Origin of the sequence: Proteus cibi (assembly GCF_003144405.1) — a bacterium.
Taxonomy (GTDB): Bacteria; Pseudomonadota; Gammaproteobacteria; order Enterobacterales; family Enterobacteriaceae; genus Proteus; species Proteus cibi.
The window spans coordinates 20,978-41,780 of sequence record NZ_PENW01000003.1; the positions used below are offsets into that span (position 1 = coordinate 20,978).

At 40.2% G+C, this 20,803-nt stretch carries 18 protein-coding genes; 6 read left to right on the forward strand and 12 right to left on the reverse strand.

Going from position 1 to position 20,803, the window contains the following annotated elements; all coding sequences use genetic code 11:
* Nucleotides 1-99 precede the first annotated feature (99 nt).
* The 4 genes from yihX to rluF all read left to right on the forward strand — a co-directional run bounded on the left by yihX (nucleotide 100) and on the right by rluF (nucleotide 3,238).
* On the forward strand, nucleotides 100-717 hold the full coding sequence (gene yihX, locus DK865_RS00435; protein WP_036914361.1) for a glucose-1-phosphatase: 618 nt from the start codon (nucleotides 100-102) through the stop codon (nucleotides 715-717).
* A gap of 67 nt (nucleotides 718-784) precedes the next feature.
* Nucleotides 785-1,222 (forward strand): D-aminoacyl-tRNA deacylase, encoded by a 438-nt coding sequence (gene dtd, locus DK865_RS00440; protein ID WP_023583241.1) that lies wholly within the window; start codon nucleotides 785-787, stop codon nucleotides 1,220-1,222.
* 36 nt (nucleotides 1,223-1,258) lie between these two features.
* Nucleotides 1,259-2,173 (forward strand): fatty acid biosynthesis protein FabY, encoded by a 915-nt coding sequence (fabY, locus tag DK865_RS00445; RefSeq protein WP_023583242.1) that lies wholly within the window; start codon nucleotides 1,259-1,261, stop codon nucleotides 2,171-2,173.
* A 183-nt stretch (nucleotides 2,174-2,356) separates the two neighbouring features.
* Nucleotides 2,357-3,238, forward strand: coding sequence for a 23S rRNA pseudouridine(2604) synthase RluF (gene rluF / locus DK865_RS00450; protein WP_036914364.1), 882 nt, complete (start codon nucleotides 2,357-2,359; stop codon nucleotides 3,236-3,238).
* Nucleotides 3,239-3,329: 91 nt separating this feature from the next.
* On the opposite strand, the gene DK865_RS00455 is transcribed toward rluF, so the two are convergent.
* The 4 genes from DK865_RS00455 to DK865_RS00470 form a co-directional block, all read right to left on the reverse strand.
* Nucleotides 3,330-3,569 (reverse strand): hypothetical protein, encoded by a 240-nt coding sequence (locus tag DK865_RS00455; protein WP_023583244.1) that lies wholly within the window; start codon nucleotides 3,567-3,569, stop codon nucleotides 3,330-3,332.
* Between the two features lie 87 nt (nucleotides 3,570-3,656).
* Entirely contained in the window at nucleotides 3,657-5,333 is a 1,677-nt protein-coding gene (locus tag DK865_RS00460; RefSeq protein WP_109390902.1) for an AsmA family protein, read from the reverse strand.
* Between the two features lie 94 nt (nucleotides 5,334-5,427).
* Nucleotides 5,428-5,988 carry a hypothetical protein gene (locus DK865_RS00465; protein ID WP_109390903.1) on the reverse strand — a complete coding sequence of 187 codons (561 nt, stop codon included), beginning with the start codon at nucleotides 5,986-5,988 and terminating at the stop codon, nucleotides 5,428-5,430.
* 154 nt (nucleotides 5,989-6,142) lie between these two features.
* Nucleotides 6,143-7,534: a uracil-xanthine permease family protein gene (locus DK865_RS00470; RefSeq protein ID WP_109390904.1), complete on the reverse strand. Its 1,392-nt coding sequence runs from the start codon at nucleotides 7,532-7,534 to the stop codon at nucleotides 6,143-6,145.
* 241 nt (nucleotides 7,535-7,775) lie between these two features.
* Here DK865_RS00470 and gltS point away from each other — a divergent pair, with 241 nt between their 5' ends.
* Nucleotides 7,776-8,993 carry a sodium/glutamate symporter gene (gene gltS, locus DK865_RS00475; RefSeq protein ID WP_023583247.1) on the forward strand — a complete coding sequence of 406 codons (1,218 nt, stop codon included), beginning with the start codon at nucleotides 7,776-7,778 and terminating at the stop codon, nucleotides 8,991-8,993.
* Between the two features lie 161 nt (nucleotides 8,994-9,154).
* Here gltS and recG read toward each other — a convergent pair whose 3' ends face one another.
* From recG to DK865_RS00505, 6 genes are all read right to left on the reverse strand, one after another.
* Nucleotides 9,155-11,242: an ATP-dependent DNA helicase RecG gene (gene recG / locus DK865_RS00480; protein ID WP_109390905.1), complete on the reverse strand. Its 2,088-nt coding sequence runs from the start codon at nucleotides 11,240-11,242 to the stop codon at nucleotides 9,155-9,157.
* 4 nt (nucleotides 11,243-11,246) lie between these two features.
* Nucleotides 11,247-11,969 carry a tRNA (guanosine(18)-2'-O)-methyltransferase TrmH gene (gene trmH, locus DK865_RS00485; RefSeq protein WP_036914367.1) on the reverse strand — a complete coding sequence of 241 codons (723 nt, stop codon included), beginning with the start codon at nucleotides 11,967-11,969 and terminating at the stop codon, nucleotides 11,247-11,249.
* Nucleotides 11,970-11,971: 2 nt separating this feature from the next.
* A complete protein-coding gene (gene spoT, locus DK865_RS00490) occupies nucleotides 11,972-14,098 on the reverse strand; it encodes a bifunctional GTP diphosphokinase/guanosine-3',5'-bis pyrophosphate 3'-pyrophosphohydrolase (protein ID WP_036914370.1) in 2,127 nt (708 codons plus the stop codon).
* 29 nt (nucleotides 14,099-14,127) lie between these two features.
* Entirely contained in the window at nucleotides 14,128-14,403 is a 276-nt protein-coding gene (gene rpoZ, locus DK865_RS00495) for a DNA-directed RNA polymerase subunit omega (protein WP_006534607.1), read from the reverse strand.
* 54 nt (nucleotides 14,404-14,457) lie between these two features.
* A complete protein-coding gene (gmk, locus tag DK865_RS00500) occupies nucleotides 14,458-15,081 on the reverse strand; it encodes a guanylate kinase (RefSeq protein ID WP_023583250.1) in 624 nt (207 codons plus the stop codon).
* A 305-nt stretch (nucleotides 15,082-15,386) separates the two neighbouring features.
* On the reverse strand, nucleotides 15,387-16,004 hold the full coding sequence (locus DK865_RS00505; protein WP_006534609.1) for a trimeric intracellular cation channel family protein: 618 nt from the start codon (nucleotides 16,002-16,004) through the stop codon (nucleotides 15,387-15,389).
* Nucleotides 16,005-16,140: 136 nt separating this feature from the next.
* On the opposite strand from DK865_RS00505, the gene DK865_RS00510 reads away from it, so the two are divergent.
* Nucleotides 16,141-17,427 (forward strand): DUF3748 domain-containing protein, encoded by a 1,287-nt coding sequence (locus tag DK865_RS00510; protein WP_109390906.1) that lies wholly within the window; start codon nucleotides 16,141-16,143, stop codon nucleotides 17,425-17,427.
* A 156-nt stretch (nucleotides 17,428-17,583) separates the two neighbouring features.
* On the opposite strand, the gene glyS is transcribed toward DK865_RS00510, so the two are convergent.
* Nucleotides 17,584-19,656: a glycine--tRNA ligase subunit beta gene (glyS, locus tag DK865_RS00515; protein WP_109390907.1), complete on the reverse strand. Its 2,073-nt coding sequence runs from the start codon at nucleotides 19,654-19,656 to the stop codon at nucleotides 17,584-17,586.
* Between the two features lie 9 nt (nucleotides 19,657-19,665).
* On the reverse strand, nucleotides 19,666-20,571 hold the full coding sequence (gene glyQ / locus DK865_RS00520) for a glycine--tRNA ligase subunit alpha (RefSeq protein WP_004246832.1): 906 nt from the start codon (nucleotides 20,569-20,571) through the stop codon (nucleotides 19,666-19,668).
* Between the last annotated feature and the right edge of the window lie 232 nt (nucleotides 20,572-20,803).

Genomic DNA, 20,803 nt, shown 5'->3' on the forward strand with positions numbered 1-20,803 from the left:
AAATTAAGTGTGATTATTGTACTTTTTTGGTGTTTAAGCCTGTTCAGTAAAGCGATTTATGATTAAAGTAAAATGAGTTTTCTATTATGGAGAGGATTTATGCTTTATATCTTTGATATGGGTAATGTGATTATTGATATCGATTTTAACCGAGTATTTGCAGTATGGAGTAAGCTGAGTGGTGTTCCATTAGCAAGCATAAAAAAGAATTTCACAGCCGGCGAAGTATTTAAATTACATGAGCGCGGTAATATTACAGATATCGAATTTGCTGAAGAAATTAACTCAGAGCTTGGCATGAACTTAAGTTTTGAGCAATTTGCTGAAGGATGGCAGGCTATTTTTATCGCAGTACGACCTGAAGTCATTGATATAATGAATAAATTAAGAGAACAAGGACATCGGGTTGTGGTGTTATCAAATACTAACCGTTTGCACCAAGATTATTGGCCAGAACACTATCCTGAAATTGCGGCTTCCGCTGATTTTCTCTACTTATCGCAAGATCTTGGCATGAGAAAACCTGATCCTGAACTCTTTAAGTATGTTTTAGAATCTGAAGATGTTGAAGCACAAGATGCTGTTTTCTTTGATGATGTACAAGCCAATGTTGATGCCGCAATTGCGGTGGGTATGAAAGGTGTACATGTCATTGATAAACAGACTGTCATTGACTATTTCAAAGACTATGATTTTTCTCTCCCAGTAGAAGAATAATGCTATTGTAAGGATAGCAATGAATTGAATTTGTTATCCTTTTTTATTGATTTATTTTGGAGAGAGTATGATCGCGTTAATTCAACGAGTGACACAGGCAAAAGTGGATATTGCAGGTGAAACAGTCGGCGCTATTAATCAAGGCTTATTGGTTTTATTAGGTGTAGAGAAAGACGACAACGAACAGAAAGCCAAAAGATTATGTGAGAAAGTATGCGGCTATCGTGTATTTAGCGATGAAAATGACAAGATGAACCTAAATGTGCAACAAGCAGGTGGTCGTTTATTAGTTGTCTCTCAATTCACCCTTGCTGCAGAAACACAAAAAGGCATGCGTCCAGGATTTTCGAACGGTGCGTCTCCAGAATTAGCGAAAAATCTCTATCATTACTTTATTGAACAATGTCAGCAACAAGGTTTAGAAACGCAAACAGGCCAATTTGCCGCGGATATGCAAATCACACTGACGAATGACGGTCCCGTCACCTTTTGGTTACAGGTATAACGTTGAACGTACAGTGATGTTAAAAGGAGCTCAGATATGTACCATTTACGAACCCCAAAAACAGAGGCAGAATTTGATGCCTATTATGCTTTTCGCTGGGAAATGCTTCGTAAACCTCTACATCAACCTGAAGGCTCTGAAAAAGACGGTTATGACACCTTTGCACATCACCAAATGGTTGTTGATGAAACAGGGCAACCTGTTGCAATTGGACGGCTTTATATTAATGCGGATAACGAAGGTGCTATCCGCTTTATGGCAGTACGTACAGATGCACAAGGTAAAGGCTTAGGTACTCTTGTTGCCATGGCGCTAGAGTCGCTGGCTCGCCAAGAGGGTATAAAACGAATAGTGTGTAGTGCTCGAGAAGAGTCTGTAAGCTTCTTTGAAAAATTGGGTTATGAAAATTGTGGTCTTGTTACAGGCCCACAAACCACACCTATTAAGCACTTTTTTATGAAAAAAAGCATTGCGTCTTTGGATGATATTCTTCATCGACCAGATTGGTGTGCTGAATTACAAAAACAGTGGCACCAACATATTCCTTTAAGTGAGAAAATGGGGTTACGTATCACTCAATATACGGGAACCCGTTTTTATACCACGATCCCAGAATCAGGCAATCAAAACCCTCACCACACTATTTTTGCAGGTAGCCAATTTTCACTCGCAACATTAACGGGTTGGGGATTGATTTGGTTATTAATGCAAGAGCATAAGTTGCAAGGTGATATTGTGCTGGTGGATGCCCATATTCGTTATCGCAAACCTGTCTCGGGTCGTCCTGCCGCCGTTGCCGATATGGAAAATTTAAGCGGAGATTTAGGGCGATTAGCGAAGGGAAGTAAAGCACGAATTAAGCTAGATGTTGATATTTGTGGCGATGAAGGGGTCGGTGCTGTTTTTAGTGGTACTTATATTGTTTTACCTTCACAAAATAAGCAGTGCTAATTCAGCTAGCTATCTTTAGAGTAACTTAAAGGGAAATAACGATTTTCTTTTGGGTTACTTTTTCTATTTTTTGCATTTTTAATTAAAAAACCAGAGTATAAAAAATCTATTCTTGAATGCTGATGTTATAGAGTTTCTATCCCTATCCAATTGATGTATATTTCGCAGTTTACGGAGGGAAGCATGGACACCAATTTATCTACTCGTCTTAATAAATATATCAGTGAAAGCGGGATCTGCTCACGTCGTGAGGCTGACCGTTATATTGAGCAAGGACTTGTCCTTATTAATGGCAAACGTGCCGGTATTGGCGACCAAGTATTTGCGGGCGATGAAGTCAAAGTCAATGGTCGATTGATTGAAGCACAGGATAACTCTGAGCTGGTTTTGATTGCGCTGAATAAGCCTGTGGGCATTGTGAGTACCACAGATGATGGCGAAAAAGATAATATTGTTGACTATGTTAACCACAGTACCCGTATTTTCCCAATTGGACGTTTGGACAAAGATTCACAAGGATTGATTTTTCTGACCAACCACGGCGATTTAGTCAATAAAATCCTACGTGCAGGTAATGATCACGAAAAAGAGTACCTTGTGACAGTGAATAAGCCGATCACCGATGAGTTTATTCATGGAATGGGGGCGGGTGTTCCTATCATGGGACAGAAAACCAAGAAATGTAAGGTCAAGAAAGAAGCGCCAATGGTGTTTCGCATAACCTTAGTTCAAGGGTTAAATCGCCAAATTCGTCGTATGTGTGAATATTTTGGTTATGAAGTCACTAAGCTTGAACGCATTCGTATTATGAATGTTAGCCTATCAGGATTACCTGTTGGCGAATGGCGAGATCTGACCGATGATGAGCTGATCAAACTTTTTGACGCAATTGAAAAATCAACATCAGAAGCGCCACCTAAAGCGAAGCAAAATAAGCCCAAAAAACAAATCAGTAGTAATGCGAAAGCATTGGGTATTCATATTCCTCAAACAAAAACCAAAGAAACGGAAAATAATTCCCGTAAGCGTTTTGTTCAGCCCGGTCGTAAAAAGAAAAAACGTTAATGTTATTGGTGAAGATGCGATAAAAACAAAAAAACACCTGAAAGGGTGTTTTTTGTTTGTTCTATTTAAGCAAATTATAGCATCGACCAAATTAGTCTAAATTAAGATCATCTAATTTATTTTGGCGACGTTCAAGTACGATCGCTGCAAGTTCGGCATCCATAACTCGTTCAATCAATGCATCATAGTCTTCTTTAGAAAGGCAATAGAACAACGGAGTTTTGTTGTCATCACACACAAGCAGTGTGCTGTTATCTTCAAGTGCAGTTAAAGGAGATTGTTGAAACAGATTTAAAGATATTTTTTCAGGGGAAAAATCTTCGTCAGACATGAAAACTCCACAATAAAGAAAAGGGCAATAGCGCATTGTAACGCTTTTTATCAAGGGAGCAATCCGTGCTCCTGCGAAAGATCAATATTACAGGTGATTAATTATCTCACCATTTTGTATCACTGAGTTGAGTATTTGTTGATCACCCTTATTTCCCGTTAATGTACCATTAAGTGTTGATACCACAGGGTTTGAACGTAAATTACCTTTCAATTTTAGTGTGAACTGGCCTATTTCATCAGAGTAGGTTGTTTTTAAACCTAATGTATAAGGCGTTGATAAAGGGACATTTAGACCATTAGCAATAAGTGAAAATTGGCGCTGTTGGTTAGATTGCATTAAACCGGCTGAACCTCGAACAATACCGTCACCTATGAATGCTGAATATTGCTCAACAATAGCGTTATCTTGTTGAGTGACAAGGTTTAAATCAGGGCGACGTAATTCAATGCGATTTAACGTACCACTATCGGCATTTAATACGGCGGAACCTTGCCATAATCCCCATTCACCCTCTTTCGCAACCACTAAGTTTTGCAGTTTCCCTGTTAAGTTAGTGAATTGGAATGGAAATTCTGGTGTGATATCAATCAAAATAGATTGGTTGATAGATAACTGTTCGATAGTGATATTTTGAATATTACTCTTGTTATCTATTGGTTTCGCTAAAAAATTGAGCCAATTTTCAGGTAGTGTATATAAAAGGCCTGATAGCGTGGCGTCTTGGATCGTGATGGTTTTATTGTCTTTATTCCAATGACCTGCAAGTTTAATTAAGCCTTTTTCATAGCGTAGACTAAGATTATCTAGATTAAGTTGATTGTTTTGCTGGTTGAGCGTTGCGATAAGATCAGTGAAGTGTTCATCTTGAAAAACAACATCATTTGTATTGAGTTCGCCAGTTGTAAATGAAATAGCGTTATCCCAACTAAATTGAGAAAATTGCCCATCAAAGCCACTAATCGCCCACTGTTTTCCTTCCGCAGTAAAATCAACAATATTGAGTGCTCTTATGCTAATACGGGGATATTCAGAGAGAGACTGAATTAATTCATTAAAGGTTTTCGAGGATTGCCAGCGCAAGCCATTCATATACACTTCATCAAGTTTCCATTGATTATCTTGATATTGCCCGCTCAAGGAGAGTGAGCCATTCAGTAGGCGAGTACCTAATTTTTCTATTTGAATGTTATTCGGCTGATATTGCCCAGAAATAATAAAATTACTGAATTCATTATTATTTATCATGCCGTTAGCAATGGAAAATTGAAAATGACCTGCTCCAATTAAGTCGGTTGATGTCGGAACCCAAGGTGTGATCCCTCCGGTTACTTTCTTGGCATCAAAAGAAAAATCACTTTTTTCACTGCTTAATGCCATGTTTTTAAATTGTAAGATATCGGCACTTAACGGTATTAAAGGTGTTTTGTCTGCAAAATCAATATTGCCATTTTCTAATGTAATTTTTTGCAGATGAGAAGGGGAGGTAAAAAATTGCCAATTCAATCGAATTTGTGCTGATTTTGCCGACACAGTAGCTTTATTCTGTTTAGGATTGACGAGGAGATCACGAACAATGACTTGCTCGGGTTGCATAAGATCATGTTCAATACCTGAGAAGCGAATATCATAGTCAGTGTATTGTGTCAGCCATTCACTGGTTTTTTGTGCGCCCCACTGAGTCTGAATAAAAGCGTAAATTATAATAATAAATAAAATAACGATAAGTATCAGAGATACCAAACTTTTCATCAGCCAGCGCATAGCCCTTCTCCTGTTTTATACTCCATCAAAACAGTATACAGTTATGCCTGAAAACTAGACGATGCTCAAGTATTCATCACGATATAAACCGATATTATCTAACTGTCAGTTTATTTATGACGTCGGGTAGCTTGTTTCTCAATTCGATAGTGGAGTGACTCGTTTTATTCTGTATTTCGGTGTTAATTTCCTCCAATATTTTCTTTATAGAACTCTTATTCTGTTGTTCTTTATCATTTAATTCTTCTTTTATTAACTTATTGCCATAGTTAATAAGTTGAGAGATGAGTTCATTAGGTTCAAGGTTACCGGAATGATAAGTATCGTAAAAATTAGGGAGGATACCTGCTTGTGTTGGTAAGTATTGAAACTGATATGCCAGGGATCCCTTTTTATCTTTATCTTTCTGATTATTAAGGGAAGGATTTTGTAAAAACGCCACTAAGTCTGTTTTAATATGTTCTAAGTTGAACTCAGAAATAGACTTACTTCCTAAATGAGTAAATTTATGATCACTATTAAACAATGAAAGAATGGAATCTTTGAGATAAGTAAAAAATTGCCCAATAGTTTGTATATGGAAATCTTTAGTAGATGAGTGACTTTTTAAGTATTCGAGTGCGGGGTTTTTAATCGGGATCAAGGGTGTAGCCATTTTATTTTCCTTTGATTTTCAGTATTGCACTAAATAGTTATCGCAACTCACAGGAAAATGCTTTCATAAAAATATCATTGGTTTAAATATAATAAATAAAGCGCTATTTTTGGTCATGAAAATAGCGCTTTATTATTTTGTTGCTAGTTAATGATTATTTTTCTGGTGGAAAAATCAGATTTAAAATAATCGCGGTTAAACCGCCGGCAGCAATACCGGATGACAGCAATGTTTTTAGCCAATCAGGTGCAAACTGCAAGATTTGAGGTTGCTGTGAAACGCCTAGTCCTACCGCAAGTGAAATCGCGAGGATCATGATGGCTCTACGGTTTAATGCTTCTTTAGAAACAATACGTACACCAGATGCAGCTATCGTACCGAACATGACTAATGTGGCTCCGCCTAATACTGGCTCAGGAATTCTTTGCACAAATTCTGCAACGAATGGAAATAAACCTAAGATCACGAGCATTGCAGCAACCACATAACCCACATAGCGACTAGCAACACCTGTTAATTGGATCACACCATTATTTTGACCAAAGCAGGAATTTGGGAAGGTATTGAAAAATGCCGAAACCATCGAGTTAATTCCATTAGCTAATACGCCCCCTTTAATCCGTTTCATATACAAAGGACCACTGACAGGTTGCTCTGAAACATCAGAAGTTGCTGTAATATCCCCTATGGTTTCTAGTGATGTGATCATAAACACTAGCATTAAAGGAATAAGTAAATGCCAATCAAATGATAGCCCATAATAAAACGGCTCAGGAATGGTCATAAAAGGTGTTTCTTGATGTTCTATTGGTGTGGGCAACATATCTAACGCCCAAGCAAGAACATAACCCACAGCCATTGCAATGACCAAAGACGCAACGCGTAAATAAGGGTTTTTTTGTCGATTAAGTAAAATAATAACAATAAGAACAGAGCCTGCTAATAACAGGTTTTGTGGTGAACCAAAGGTATTATTCTCAATGGCTGCATAACCACCACCAATAGAGGTTAATCCAACTTGAATTAAAGAGAGACCGATGATCATCACTACGACACCTGAAACTAACGGTGTAATAATGCGTCTTGCTAAGTGAAGTACACGAGAAAGGATGATTTCAGTTAATGAGGCGACCATTAATGTGCCAAAAAGGGCTGCCATCATTGTTGGAATATCGGCGCCACCATTTTTAAGTGCTAATCCCCCCATAATGAGCGGAGCAACAAAGTTAAAGCTTGTTCCTTGGATTGATAACAATCCTGAACCTATCGGTCCCCATGCCCGAATTTGAATAAGAGAGGCAATACCTGATGCAAATAAAGACATGCTGATAATGCGTTGAGTATCGTGTGCAGGTAATCCTAATGCTTGGCAAATGAGGATCGCGGGTGTGATAACGGCGACAAACATCGCTAAAAGGTGTTGGCAAGCTGCAAAAAGTGTTTGTGGTAATGGCGGCTTTTCTTCTAAAGAAAAAAGAAGCTCACTATTTTTTTTAATTGGAACGTCACTATTTTTAGGCAAATTTTGATTTTCTGAAGTAACCATGGTGTGAATTTCTTATTCGGCAAAAACGGTATTTTAATGATCTGCGCCACAAAAGCAATCGTTTGCGTAAAAATGATGTTATCAAAATGCATAAGAGGCGCTCACATTTTTATATGTTTTAACTTGTGTTTGTCTCCGTTTTTTTTTCTAATCGGGGATACCTGCTTTTGGCGTTGTTTATGGATGAACTTAGCGTCGTAGTATTTTTATATAAAATTAACAAATAAGACGGGGTACATAAATGTATCATCTTGATGTTTATGGCACGCTGGTTGCGGCCACTTTGGTTCTCTTGATCGGACGTAAGTTAGTGAAATCTGTTCCTTTTTTAGAACGGTATACGATCCCAGAACCCGTTGCAGGTGGGCTACTTGTTGCAGTTCTGTTATTAGCATTTAAATCATTTATGGACTGGGAAGTTAGTTTTGACCTCTCACTTAAAGATCCATTAATGCTAGCCTTCTTTGCAACAATTGGTTTAAACGCGAACCTCGCAAGCTTAAAAGCGGGGGGAAAAGCGCTTTTTATTTTCGTCTTTGTTGTTGTTGGGTTATTGCTAGTGCAAAACACAGTCGGTATTGCATTGGCGAAAATGTTAGGCCTTGATCCATTAATGGGATTACTGGCTGGCTCGATTACATTATCGGGTGGTCATGGTACAGGTGCTGCTTGGGGTAAAACCTTTGTTGAAAATTATGGTTTTATGAGCGCATCTGAAGTGGCGATGGCGTGTGCTACCTTTGGTTTAGTATTAGGTGGATTGATTGGTGGTCCAGTTGCTCGTTACTTAATTAAAAATATCCCAACACCGGGATTAGGCGCTGATGACCATGAAATGCCAACTGCGTTTGAGAAACCGACAACAGGTCGAATGATCACTTCAATGGTTTTATTAGAAACGATTGCGATGATCGCTATCTGTTTAATGGCGGGTACGTTCCTTTCTCAACTGTTAGAAGGTACAGTATTCGCACTACCGACCTTTGTGTGTGTTCTGTTTATTGGTGTTATTTTAAGTAATAGCCTTTCAATGCTTGGATTCTACCGGGTTTTTGATAGAGCGGTGTCCGTCTTAGGTAACGTGAGTTTATCGTTATTCTTAGCGATGGCATTAATGAGCTTGAAATTATGGGAACTGGCGTCACTGGCGATACCAATGCTGGTTATCCTTGGTGTTCAAGCCGGTGTAATGGCACTGTACGCAATTTTTGTCACTTTCCGTGTTATGGGTAAAAACTACGATGCCGCAATTTTAGCAGCAGGTCACTGTGGTTTTGGTTTAGGTGCTACACCAACGGCGATTGCGAATATGCAAGCGGTAACAGACCGTTTTGGACCCTCTCATCTTGCGTTCTTAGTCGTACCTATGGTCGGTGCATTCTTTATTGATATTGTGAATGCCATAGTGATTAAACTGTATCTGATGCTACCGTTTTTTACACCTATAGTTGCAGGGTAGGTGGGTTGCTATAAATTAAAATAGTTTCAAAAACGTTAAAACACACCTCAATGTTGAATATCAGCATTGAGGTGTTTTTCTATGTGTATTTAATTTACGAATATTTCAAGATCAACCCAAAACGAGTTTAAACGCACGCTAAGCCATGCAAAAGCGTGACCTTAAGCTTGGCTGTATTGTGTCTTGGCTGGTAGCCAGCGTTCGATTAAGGCTTGAGAATGCTTAGGATAGTGTTGATGCAGATAACGAGCGATGCGCTGAACTTCAGGAACAAGCCCTTGGTCGCGTAACAAATCAGCGACTTTAAATTGTGCATTACCCGTTTGCTTAGTACCTAAAAGTTCACCGGGACCACGGATCTCGAGATCTTTTTGTGCAATCACAAAGCCGTCATTGCTATCTCTTAATACCTGTAATCGCAAACGTGCTGTTTGAGTGAGTGGTGTTTTATATAGCAAGACACAATGAGAGGCGATAGCGCCTCGACCTACACGTCCCCGTAATTGGTGTAACTGTGCGAGCCCTAGTCGTTCTGGGTTATCAATGATCATTAAACTTGCATTAGGCACGTCAACGCCGACTTCAATCACAGTTGTTGCAACTAAAAGTTGGAGCTCATTTTCTTTAAAGGCGGCCATTACTGCCTGTTTCTCTGCCGGTTTCATTCGCCCGTGTACCAATCCCACGTTGATTTCAAGGAGTGCAATTGTCAGCTCATCATAGATAACTTGAGCGGCTTGCGCTTCAAGAACCTCAGAATCTTCAATTAAGGTACACACCCAATAGGCTTGTCTCTTTTCTTCGGTACAAGCACGGCGAATTCGTTCAATAATTTCATCACGACGAGTATCAGGAATAGCCACAGTGGTTACAGGTGTTCTACCCGGAGGTAGTTCATCAATAATGGATGTATCCATATCAGCGTACGCGGTCATCGCTAATGTACGGGGAATAGGGGTTGCCGTCATAACCAGTTGGTGAGGATGAAAACCTTGTTCTTCGCCTTTTTTCCATAGCGCTAATCGTTGATGAACACCAAAACGGTGTTGCTCATCAATAATGACTAAAGCAAGAGAATGAAACTTCACTTGTTCTTGGAAAATTGCATGAGTACCAATAATGATTGAGACTTCACCATTTGCAATGGCATTTTGCTGTGTTTCTCGTGCCTTGCCTTTTTGCTTACCTGCAAGCCAGCCCACCTGAATACCAAAGGGCTCAAACCATTTTCTAAAGGTGATAGCGTGTTGTTCGGCAAGCAGCTCTGTCGGTGCCATTAACGCCACTTGTTTGCCATTAGCAATCGCACGTAGCGCACTGAGTGCTGCAACTAAAGTCTTACCTGAACCTACATCCCCTTGGATCAGTCGCATCATTGGATAGTTTTTTTCTAAATCTGTTTCTATCTCATTGACGACACGTTGTTGTGCATTCGTAGGGGTAAAAGGGAGCGAAGCGAGAAATTGCTGACGTAATGTTGACGTATTTGGCATAAACAATGGCTCTGCACGATAAGATTGTGCACCCGCTCTTGCATTGAGCATACCTAGATTGTGGGCGAGTAACTCTTCAATAATGAGTCTTTTTTGTGCAGGGTGTTGCCCTTTCTCTAGTTCTGCAAAAGCGATATCAGGAGGCGGATTATGCAATGTCCGTAATGCGGTGGCTAGTGGAGGTAAACCGTGAATAAACTGATCGGGTAATAATTCGTTGATAGCACAGGTATCAAGTAATGTTAATGCTTGCTCTATTAATTTACGTAGTGATGTTTGGCGTAAGCCTTCTGTTGTTGAATAGATAGGCGTGAGCGTTTCTTGCAGTTTAACTTCAGAGCCTGCAACTTTGATTTTGTATTCAGGGTGAATAATTTCTGGGCCCCGACTTCCCCGTTTAACTTCGCCATAAGCCGTGACTTGTTTACCTTGAGCAAGATTGTTTTTCATTGCTGCGGTAAAATTAAAAAAGCGAAGTGTTAAAATTCCAGAGCCGTCAGAAATTTGGCAAGTCATCATTTTACGCCGGCCAAAACTGACTTCAGTCCTTAATATTTCGCCAGAGACAGTGGCAGGAATACCGGGAAGGAGATCGCTGATAGCATAGAGGTGCGTTTGATCCTCATAACGCAAAGGAAGGTGGAGTAACAAATCCTCAATAGTCACAAGCCCTATTTTTGCCAGCTTGTCTGCCTGACTTGCACCTACGCCGTGAAGAGTGGTTAAGGGGATTGCATCAAGCAGTTTTCCTTTCATGGGATCAATACTCCGTCTTTTTTAATTTCCTAAGTTGTTTTTGCGTCATTTGCATTTCAGCCCACCATGACTCAGGCGCTTCAATCTCACCGCGATCATTAATATAAGGGCGAGGCAGTCCTTTTCGACGAGAAACTTCTGCCAATACTGGGTATCCACCTTCAAAGAGAAGAATTTGTTGTTCTTCTTCTGTTAAAGTGCTTTCTGTTCGATTATACATACCCGCAGCCTGACGTTGGCGTTGTGCTTCATATAAAATGAGCGCACTGGCGACAGAAACATTTAGGGATTGTACCATTCCCATCATCGGCACAATAATATCTTGATCTGCAAGTGCGATGGCATCTTGTGAAATACCTGTTTTTTCTTGCCCCATAATAATACAAGTTGGACGTGTGTAATCAATCTCACGAAAATCAATTGCTTTATCTGAGAGATGAGTCGCAAGAACTTGCATACCTTGGGCGCGAAAGGTGCTAACCGCATCTGTAATAGAAGGATGAGTTTCTACATTGACCCAGCTGTTACTCCCTGCGGCAGGGGAAACTAGCATCCGCATTTTTTCTTCAGGCCAAATAGCATGAATTTTAGGGATACCCACAGCATCAGCTGTTCTTATAACAGCAGCAACATTATGGGATTTATGTACTTCTTCAAGGCAAACGGTAAGATCAGGCTGCCGCATCGCCATCATTTGGCAGATGCGGGCATATCGAATTGAATTCATGACTAGTTTTTATTACGGCTAACGCGCAGAACGTCTGGCATGATACGAAGCTTACGCATGATATTGGCTAATTGAATTCTGTCTTTCGCGGTTAAGCGAATAAAAGCACAATACACGCGACCATCTTTCTCTTCTGTATTCATACTTTGAATACTTGAGTTTGCATCATTAATAGCTGCGGTTAAGTTTGCTAAAGCGCCTTGGTGGTTAATCATATCGACTTTAATTTCAGTAATGAAATCGCTGTTGATCTCTTTATCCCACTCGACAGGCATGAATTTTTCAGGCTCTTTTTGGTAACCACGAATATTACGACAAGATTCATGGTGAATAACCAAACCTTTACCCGGGCTAATATGTGCAATGATAGGATCACCCGGAATAGGGCGACAACATTTAGCGAAGGAGATCAATACGCCATCAGCACCTTTAATTGGGAGTTTAGGCGTTTCATGATGGGTTGTGTCTGTTTGTGCGTTTTCATCTTGATTTTGGCTATCAATTAATAAATTACGCGCAACAACAACGCTCATCGTATTACCTAAACCAATTTCAGCCATTAAGTCGTCGATTGAATGAAGCTTCATGCGCTTCAACTCGCGCTCAATATTTTCAGCTGAAATATCAGCAAGCTTGTGTTCACCTAATGCATGATTGAGTAAACGACGGCCTAAATTAATAGAGTCTTCACGTTTTAGGTTTTTCAGCAATTGTCGAATTTTAGAGCGCGCTCTTGAACTGACGACAAAGTTTAACCAAGCTGCATTGGGTCTTGCACCTGGAGCGGTAATAATTTCAACCGTTTGTCCGGTACGTAACGATTGTGAAAGTGGGTAAGGTTGTCTATCCACCCTTGCCCCTACACAGGCATGACCGATATCTGTGTGTACGGCATAAGCAAAATCGACAGGGGTAGCACCTGTTGGTAATTCAACAATGCGACCTTCTGGCGTGAAAACGTAGATTTCATCAGGAAAGAGATCGGATTTTACGTTCTCAATAAATTCAAATGAGCTACCCGCGCTTTGTTGCAATTCAAGTAAACTTTGCATCCAGCGTTGGGCTCTCACTTGTGCAGTTGTACCCGGTTGTTCACCTTGTTCTTTATAAGCCCAATGTGCAGCAACCCCCATTTCTGCCATTTGATCCATATCTTCAGTACGAATTTGTACTTCAACGGGCACTCCATGAGGACCAATGAGTGAGGTATGAAGAGATTGATAGCCGTTGGCTTTGGGGATGGCAATATAGTCTTTAACTCGACCAGGACGTGGTTTATAAAGACTGTGCATTTGGCCTAAAACGCGATAACAGGTATCGACTTCTTTCACGATAACGCGAAAGGCGTAAATATCCATGATCGAGTGAAAACGTTGCTCTTTTAACAACATTTTCCGATAGATAGAGTAAAGATGTTTTTCGCGACCGTTAACTTTGCATTCGATATGCGCTTCTGTCAGGCGACCTTCAATTTCAGAGAGGATTTTATTAATCATCTCTTTACGGTTGCCTCGAGCGGCTTTAACAACTTCTTTGATTACACGGTAGCGATTAGGGTGTAGCGCCTCGAAACCCAGCTCTTCAAGCTCTGTTTTGATATGGTGTATACCTAAACGGTGTGCAAGAGGACTGTAAATTTCGAGTGTTTCGCGAGCAATACGGCGACGTTTATCTGGGCGTAATGATCCCAGCGTGCGCATATTGTGAGTTCGGTCTGCCAGCTTGATCAAAATGACGCGGATATCTTTTACCATCGCCATAATCATCTTACGGAAGTTTTCAGCCTGAGCCTCTTTTTTGTCTCTAAACTTCAATTTATCAAGTTTAGAGACGCCTTCAACAAGATCGGCTACCGTACTACCAAAGAGGCTTTCGATATCTTGGAAAGTTGCAGGTGTATCTTCGATAACATCATGCAACAGCGCCGCCATCAGCGTTTGGTGGTCTAATCGCATATCTGCAAGAATACACGCAACCGCAACAGGGTGAGTAATATAAGGCTCACCACTTGAACGAGTTTGTCCCTCGTGGGCATTTCGGGCGACGATAAAGGCTTTTTTAAGTTGTTCAACTTGCTCCGATGGCAAGTATTTTTGAACGATTTGATTCAGGCTTTCAAACAGGTACAAGGCAGACCTACCCCTATTTTATAAAACGATTAACGACGACCTTCCGCAATCGCTGAAACAGCTTGTAATTCTGCTGCTTCTTGCTCTTGCTGCTCTTGACGTTCACGAGCATCAAGAATTTTACCGTTAATCAGGCCTTCTTCGATTTCACGTAGCGCGACAACAGTCATTTTATCATTTTCTTCTGGAACTAAAGGATCTTTAGCGCCAACTTGTAACTGACGCGCACGACGTGCTGCGACCAGAACGAGGTCAAAACGGTTACCAATTTTTTCTACAGCGTCTTGAACGGTTACGCGTGCCATATTTGTGTTACTCCACCATTAACGAAATGACTGGGCATAATACTGAAAGTTAACTCAGTCTGCCAATAATTTGCTGATTAAATCACCATGTCGTAGTGTTTGACGATCAAGGCGTAATTTTTCTGAACGAATAATTGATTGTAAATCAGCAAGCGCAGTATTGAAATCATCATTAATCAGCAAATAATCATACTCATTAAAATGTTCCATTTCCGATACAGCTTGTGACATACGTTTTGTAATCACTTCTTCGCTATCTTGCCCACGTCCACGAAGACGGCGGTAAAGCTCTTCTTTTGACGGTGGCAGAATAAAAATGCTGCGAGCTTCTGGCATCGCTTTACGCACTTGCTGTGCGCCTTGCCAGTCGATATCTAAAAAGACATCGACACCACTGGCTAAGATTTCTTTGATAACTTTGCCGGATGTTCCGTAGTAGTTACCAAAAACACAAGCATGTTCGAGGAAATCCCCGCTGTCTATCATGCTTTTAAATTCTTCTTCAGTAACAAAGAAGTAATGTTCACCATGGTTCTCTCCCGGTCGCATTGGGCGGGTTGTATGAGAGACAGAAACCTGTGTGTCATATAAAGGCTGTGTTTTTAACAGCGCTTGAATAAGACTTGATTTACCCGCACCGCTTGGAGCGGAAACAATATAAAGTGTTCCTTGGATCATGATGACTTTCTGAATTTGACTGGAGAATTAAGTATAAATACATGTTTAGGGAGCAAATCCCCCATATAGTATACACATACAATGAATGACATACAGTGCCCATGTTTAATACAGGGGCATTTTTTTCTTATTACATTCTATTTTTTTAATGTAGAAACAAGAGAAAAATTAAACGATATCAATATTAACATACAATTAAAGGTTGAGTGATAGGAATTACCTTTTATCACAATAGCGAAAAGAGATTATATTTTGAGATACCCCACAGAATCAAAAAGAACCGCTATCGTTAAAATAGCGATTCGTTAATCTTGATTCTCGTAATTAAAGACAGGTAAGCCCAATTTATAACGAATAGCGAGAAGTCGAGCTGTTAATCCAGCAATTAGGGTAATGATGATAATGACGTCTCTTGGTAACGGTGTATAAAACAGTAATCCCATATAAAGCCACGCAGCACCAAAAGCGATACCGGCATAAATTTCTTTTTGGAACACCAAAGGAATGGTATTACAAAGCATATCTCTTAATACACCACCAAAAGCGCCTGTAATTACCGCGGCAATAGCTGCAATAATTGGACCATACTCCATATCGAGTGCGATTTGCGCGCCGATAATAGAGAAAACCATTAGACCAATGGCATCTAAGATAAGAAAGAGTCGCTGTAAGTGTTTCATCATCGGAGCAACCCACATGGTGATAACAGCAGCACATGCAACAGTGACGATATATTCAGGATGTTTTACCCAACCCAACGGGTAATGGCCGAGTAAAATGTCTCTGACAGAGCCACCACCAATGGCAGTTGCAGAGGCGATAATAATAACGCCAAAAACATCCATTTTACGACGACCAGCAGCAAGTGCACCGGTCATGGCTTCTGCAGTAATACCAATAATATAGAGAACACTAAGTAACATGATTTTCTAATTTTCTGACTATTTAGTGAGGGTAGAATAATTACCTTGCGAAAAAGTCTCGACTGAATTTTTTTAGTGCCAGGTAAAATTAATTAGTTTTTATAATGTGGAAATTTATTTCCCGATAAGGATAAATATGTCTTTTCAGGAACACCAGATTACGTTTGATAGCCGTCATCATCAGCTAACTAATATAAATGTTTGGACGCCAGATAGCCAGTGGTTAGTCTATGATGTACGTCCCAATGGGGGATCTTTTACAGGTCTAACCATAGAAAAAATTCATGCGAAAACAAAACAGCAACAGATTATTTACACAGCAACACAAGGGGCACATGTAGGCGTTGCGACAGTATGTCCAACAGAGCCTGTGCGTTATGCGTTTATTCATGGACCCGAAAATCCAGATAATGAATGGCATTATGATTTTCATCATCGTCGAGGTGTGATTGTTGATGAGTCAGAAAATAACCGTGCATTTAATATTGATGCGTGTTCACTGACATCACCTTATCAAGTTGGTGCATTACGTGGCGGCACGCATGTTCATGTTTTTAGTCCTGATGGCACACGTTTAAGCTTTACTTACAATGATCATATTATGCACGAACTTGGTGGCGAATATGATCAACGTAATGTGGCTGTGGCTGTACCACTGAAAGCGGTTAATGTTGCTAAAAAACATCCTCGTGAATATGACGGTGAATATTTTTGTACTGTAATAAGCCAAACTGTTGCTCATCCACAAAAGGGGAGCGATGAAATTAATAAAGCTTATGAAGAGTGTTGGGTGGGTACTCAGGGTTACACAAAGGTGGATGGTTCACAACAACGTTGGGCTATTGCATTTATCGGTGATACCGTGAGTGAAAATGGCAATAAAGTTTCTGAAATTTTCTTAGTGGATTTACCTGATGATAATCAGGCTTTCAGTATTGAGGGTGATAAACCACTGGCAGGAACCGAGACAACAATGCCAGCAGTAGCTAAAGGCATCCATCAAATTCGCCTAACAAATACCGCGAATAGAAAATATGCAGGTGTTTTAAATCAGCCTCGTCACTGGTTAAGAAGTTCGCCACAAGGCGATGCGATTGCTTTTTTAATGAAAGATGATCATGGTATTGTGCAGTTATATACCGTTTCGCCAACTACGAAAGAAATAAAGCAAGTCACCTCGCAGGATTGGGATATTCAGTCAGCGTTTACGTGGAATCGTAACGGACAATATCTCACCTTTATTTGTGATAATAGCGTGATGCGATGTAATGTGAAAACGGGTGAGTTAACTCGACTCACAGAAAAAACAGCACAAGCACCGAGTAGTGATGCTGTCGTATTCTCTCCTGATGACCAATATATTGCCTTTATGCGTGATGTTGATGGTTATCGTCAGATATTTACGGTAGAGAGTGGGCTGTAGTTAATTATTATTCTGCTAGAAAAATAGAGTCTGTATATATAGGTTCTATAGTAAATTAGATTAAAAGTGATTTTTGAGCATATTCTATTAAAAATGAACAAAAAAAAACCGGCATTGCTTTCACAATGCCGGTTTACGCTTTCTGAGCTTTATAACTTATTGTAAAACAGAAATATCTGCGACTTTTAAGAACAGTTCGCGTAATTGACTTAACATGGTTAAACGGTTGATACGAACAGCTTCGTCTTCATCCATCACCATGACTTTATCAAAGAAGTTATTGACCACATCACGTAATGATGCCAGCTCAACTAAGGCTTCTTGGTATTTACGTTCTGCAAATAACGGTGCCAATTTATCTTGTAATACAGCAAGATTAGCCGCTAATTGGACTTCTTCAGGCGCTTTTAGTACCGACGCTAACACTTTATCGTTCAGCTTAACGTTAGCCGATTTTGCTAAAATATTAGAAACACGTTTATTGGCTTCTGCTAACGCAGAGGCTTCCTCTAATGTGCGGAAATAAGTGACTGCTTTAACGCGCGCATTGAAGTCAGCAGGTTGTGTTGGGCGACGAGCTAATACAGCTTGAATAGTATCAATGCTGTAACCTAACTCTTGATACCAAGAACGGAAACGGCCTAACATAAATTCAACCACATCATTGACGACATTTTTATTCGTCAGTTTGTCACCGTAAAGGCGAACCGCTTCTTGTGTCAGCTCTTCAATATCTAACGGTAAATCTTGCTCAACGATAATACGTAAAACACCTAATGATGCACGACGTAGAGCAAATGGGTCTTTATCCCCTTTAGGATGTTGACCAATACCGAAAATACCGGCAAGTGTATCCATCTTCTCTGCAATAGCAAGGGCGCTAGCAACAGGATTAGACGGTAATTCATCACCCGCGAAACGAGGCTGATATTGTTCTTTCAATGCAACGGCGACTTCTTCGGCTTCACCATCATGACGAGCATAATGCATACCCATAACACCTTGGGTATCGGTGAATTCGAACACCATATTGGTCATTAAGTCACATTTTGACAGTAAGCCTGCACGGGTTGCTTTATTAACATCTGCACCCATTTTGCCCGCAATAAAACCAGCTAATGCTTGAATACGGTCTGTTTTATCACGCAACGTGCCTAAATCTTTCTGGAATAATACGGTTTCAAGGCGTGGTAAGTTATCTTCTAAACGTTGTTTACGGTCAGTTTTGAAGAAGAACTCAGCATCCGCTAAACGTGGACGTACTACTTTTTCGTTACCGCTAATGATTTGTTGTGGATCAGAAGATTCAATATTAGTGACGAAAATAAAATTAGGTAACAATTTGCCTTGCTTGTCATAAACAGGGAAGTATTTTTGGTCACCCTTCATGGTATAAACCAGTGCTTCAGCAGGAACTTCAAGGAATTTTTCCTCAAATTTTGCTGTTAACACAACCGGCCATTCAACCAGTGAAGTGACTTCTTCTACTAAGCTATCGCTTAAGTCTGCAATCCCGCCTAATTTTTCGGCAGCAAGACGCGCATCATGAAGAATAATTGATTTACGTGTTTCGTAATCAGCTATTACTTTTCCGCGTTCATACAGAATTTCAGGATATTGGTCAGCGTTATCAATAGTGAATTCAGCTTCACCCATAAAGCGGTGACCACGAATAATACGGTCACTTTGGATGCCTAAAATTTCACCATCAATAACAGTATCACCTAATAATAAGGTAACCGTATGAACAGGACGAACAAAGTGAGTGTCTTTATCGCCCCAGCGCATTAATTTAGGGATCGGTAATTTTGATAATGCACTGCTTACCATGCCAATCAGTAATTGGTTAACTGCTTCACCTTTTACTTCTGCACGATAAAATAACCATTCGCCTTTATCTGTTGATAAACGTTCTGCTTGGTCAACAGTAATGCCATTACCTCTTGCCCAGCCTTCAGCTGCTTTAGTTGGCTTACCTTCAGCATCAAAAGCTTGTGCAATAGCAGGACCTCGTTTTTCAACGGTTCTGTCTGCTTGCGATTTTGCCATATTTGCCACTTTAATGGCTAAACGGCGAGGAGCTGCAAACCAAGATACATCACCATGAGTGATATTGGCGTTATCCAGTTCAGCAGTAAAATTAGCAGCAAAAGATTCGGCTAAAGAACGAAGCGCTTTCGGCGGTAATTCTTCTGTGCCGATTTCCACGAGGAAAGTCTCAGTTGTCATGATAGCCTCTTACTTTTTACACATAGGGAAACCAAGCGCTTCACGAGAAGCATAATATGCTTCAGCAACCGCTTTGGTTAAAGTACGGATACGTAAAATATAACGCTGACGCTCTGTGACAGAGATAGCTTTACGTGCATCCAATAAGTTAAAAGTGTGTCCTGCTTTTAAAATACGTTCATAGGCAGGTAAAGGCAGAGGTTTTTCTAACTCTAACAACTCACGTGCTTCTTTTTCATATTGCTCAAAGCAAGAAAATAGGAAGTCTACGTCGGCGTATTCAAAGTTATAGGTTGATTGCTCAACTTCATTTTGATGATAGATATCGCCGTAGGTGGTTTTACCTAATGGGCCGTCACACCAAACTAAGTCATAAACGCTATCAACACCTTGAATATACATAGCAAGACGTTCTAAGCCGTAGGTAATTTCACCCGTAACTGGTTTGCACTCTAATCCGCCTACTTGTTGGAAATAGGTAAACTGCGTCACTTCCATGCCGTTGAGCCAAACTTCCCAGCCTAAGCCCCAAGCACCTAAAGTTGGGTTTTCCCAGTTATCTTCCACAAAACGAATATCATGGATTGTTGGGTCTAAACCTAACTCTCTTAATGAGCCAAGATAAAGCTCCTGAATATTATCAGGTGATGGCTTAATGATAACTTGGAATTGGTAATAGTGCTGTAAACGGTTAGGGTTTTCACCGTAACGTCCGTCTGTTGGACGACGTGAAGGCTGTACATAAGCCGCAGCGATAGGCTCTGGACCTAATGCTCGTAAACAAGTCATCGGGTGTGATGTGCCTGCGCCCACTTCCATATCTAATGGTTGGACAATGGTACAGCCCTGGCGAGCCCAGTAATCCTGCAGTGTCAGGATAAGACCTTGAAAGGTTTTGGTATCAAACTTTTGCATGTTATATCCGCATGGCGATACATAGAATAAAAAGAAAGGTTTCAGTATACCTTCTAGACGAAAGATATACAGCAAGGAATGCGGGCAATTTTCCCTCGATCAAAAAAATAATCCCTTAATTGAGTTTATGACTATGCTCAAAGAATTAGATTGAATTTTTTTTCGCCTATTTACATGTATATTTATACAGTATATAAAATGGTGCTATTAAAAGTTATTGATAACAAGGAAT

What these genes read in the sequence shown, in the direction of transcription:
- yihX (WP_036914361.1), top strand. Translation starts at nt 100, where the DNA reads ATGCTTTATATCTTTGATATGGGTAATGTGATTATTGATATCGATTTT.
- dtd (WP_023583241.1), top strand. Translation starts at nt 785, where the DNA reads ATGATCGCGTTAATTCAACGAGTGACACAGGCAAAAGTGGATATTGCA.
- fabY (WP_023583242.1), top strand. Translation starts at nt 1,259, where the DNA reads ATGTACCATTTACGAACCCCAAAAACAGAGGCAGAATTTGATGCCTAT.
- rluF (WP_036914364.1), top strand. Translation starts at nt 2,357, where the DNA reads ATGGACACCAATTTATCTACTCGTCTTAATAAATATATCAGTGAAAGC.
- DK865_RS00455 (WP_023583244.1), bottom strand. Translation starts at nt 3,569, where the DNA reads ATGTCTGACGAAGATTTTTCCCCTGAAAAAATATCTTTAAATCTGTTT.
- DK865_RS00460 (WP_109390902.1), bottom strand. Translation starts at nt 5,333, where the DNA reads ATGCGCTGGCTGATGAAAAGTTTGGTATCTCTGATACTTATCGTTATT.
- DK865_RS00465 (WP_109390903.1), bottom strand. Translation starts at nt 5,988, where the DNA reads ATGGCTACACCCTTGATCCCGATTAAAAACCCCGCACTCGAATACTTA.
- DK865_RS00470 (WP_109390904.1), bottom strand. Translation starts at nt 7,534, where the DNA reads ATGGTTACTTCAGAAAATCAAAATTTGCCTAAAAATAGTGACGTTCCA.
- gltS (WP_023583247.1), top strand. Translation starts at nt 7,776, where the DNA reads ATGTATCATCTTGATGTTTATGGCACGCTGGTTGCGGCCACTTTGGTT.
- recG (WP_109390905.1), bottom strand. Translation starts at nt 11,242, where the DNA reads ATGAAAGGAAAACTGCTTGATGCAATCCCCTTAACCACTCTTCACGGC.
- trmH (WP_036914367.1), bottom strand. Translation starts at nt 11,969, where the DNA reads ATGAATTCAATTCGATATGCCCGCATCTGCCAAATGATGGCGATGCGG.
- rpoZ (WP_006534607.1), bottom strand. Translation starts at nt 14,403, where the DNA reads ATGGCACGCGTAACCGTTCAAGACGCTGTAGAAAAAATTGGTAACCGT.
- gmk (WP_023583250.1), bottom strand. Translation starts at nt 15,081, where the DNA reads ATGATCCAAGGAACACTTTATATTGTTTCCGCTCCAAGCGGTGCGGGT.
- DK865_RS00505 (WP_006534609.1), bottom strand. Translation starts at nt 16,004, where the DNA reads ATGTTACTTAGTGTTCTCTATATTATTGGTATTACTGCAGAAGCCATG.
- DK865_RS00510 (WP_109390906.1), top strand. Translation starts at nt 16,141, where the DNA reads ATGTCTTTTCAGGAACACCAGATTACGTTTGATAGCCGTCATCATCAG.
- glyS (WP_109390907.1), bottom strand. Translation starts at nt 19,656, where the DNA reads ATGACAACTGAGACTTTCCTCGTGGAAATCGGCACAGAAGAATTACCG.
- glyQ (WP_004246832.1), bottom strand. Translation starts at nt 20,571, where the DNA reads ATGCAAAAGTTTGATACCAAAACCTTTCAAGGTCTTATCCTGACACTG.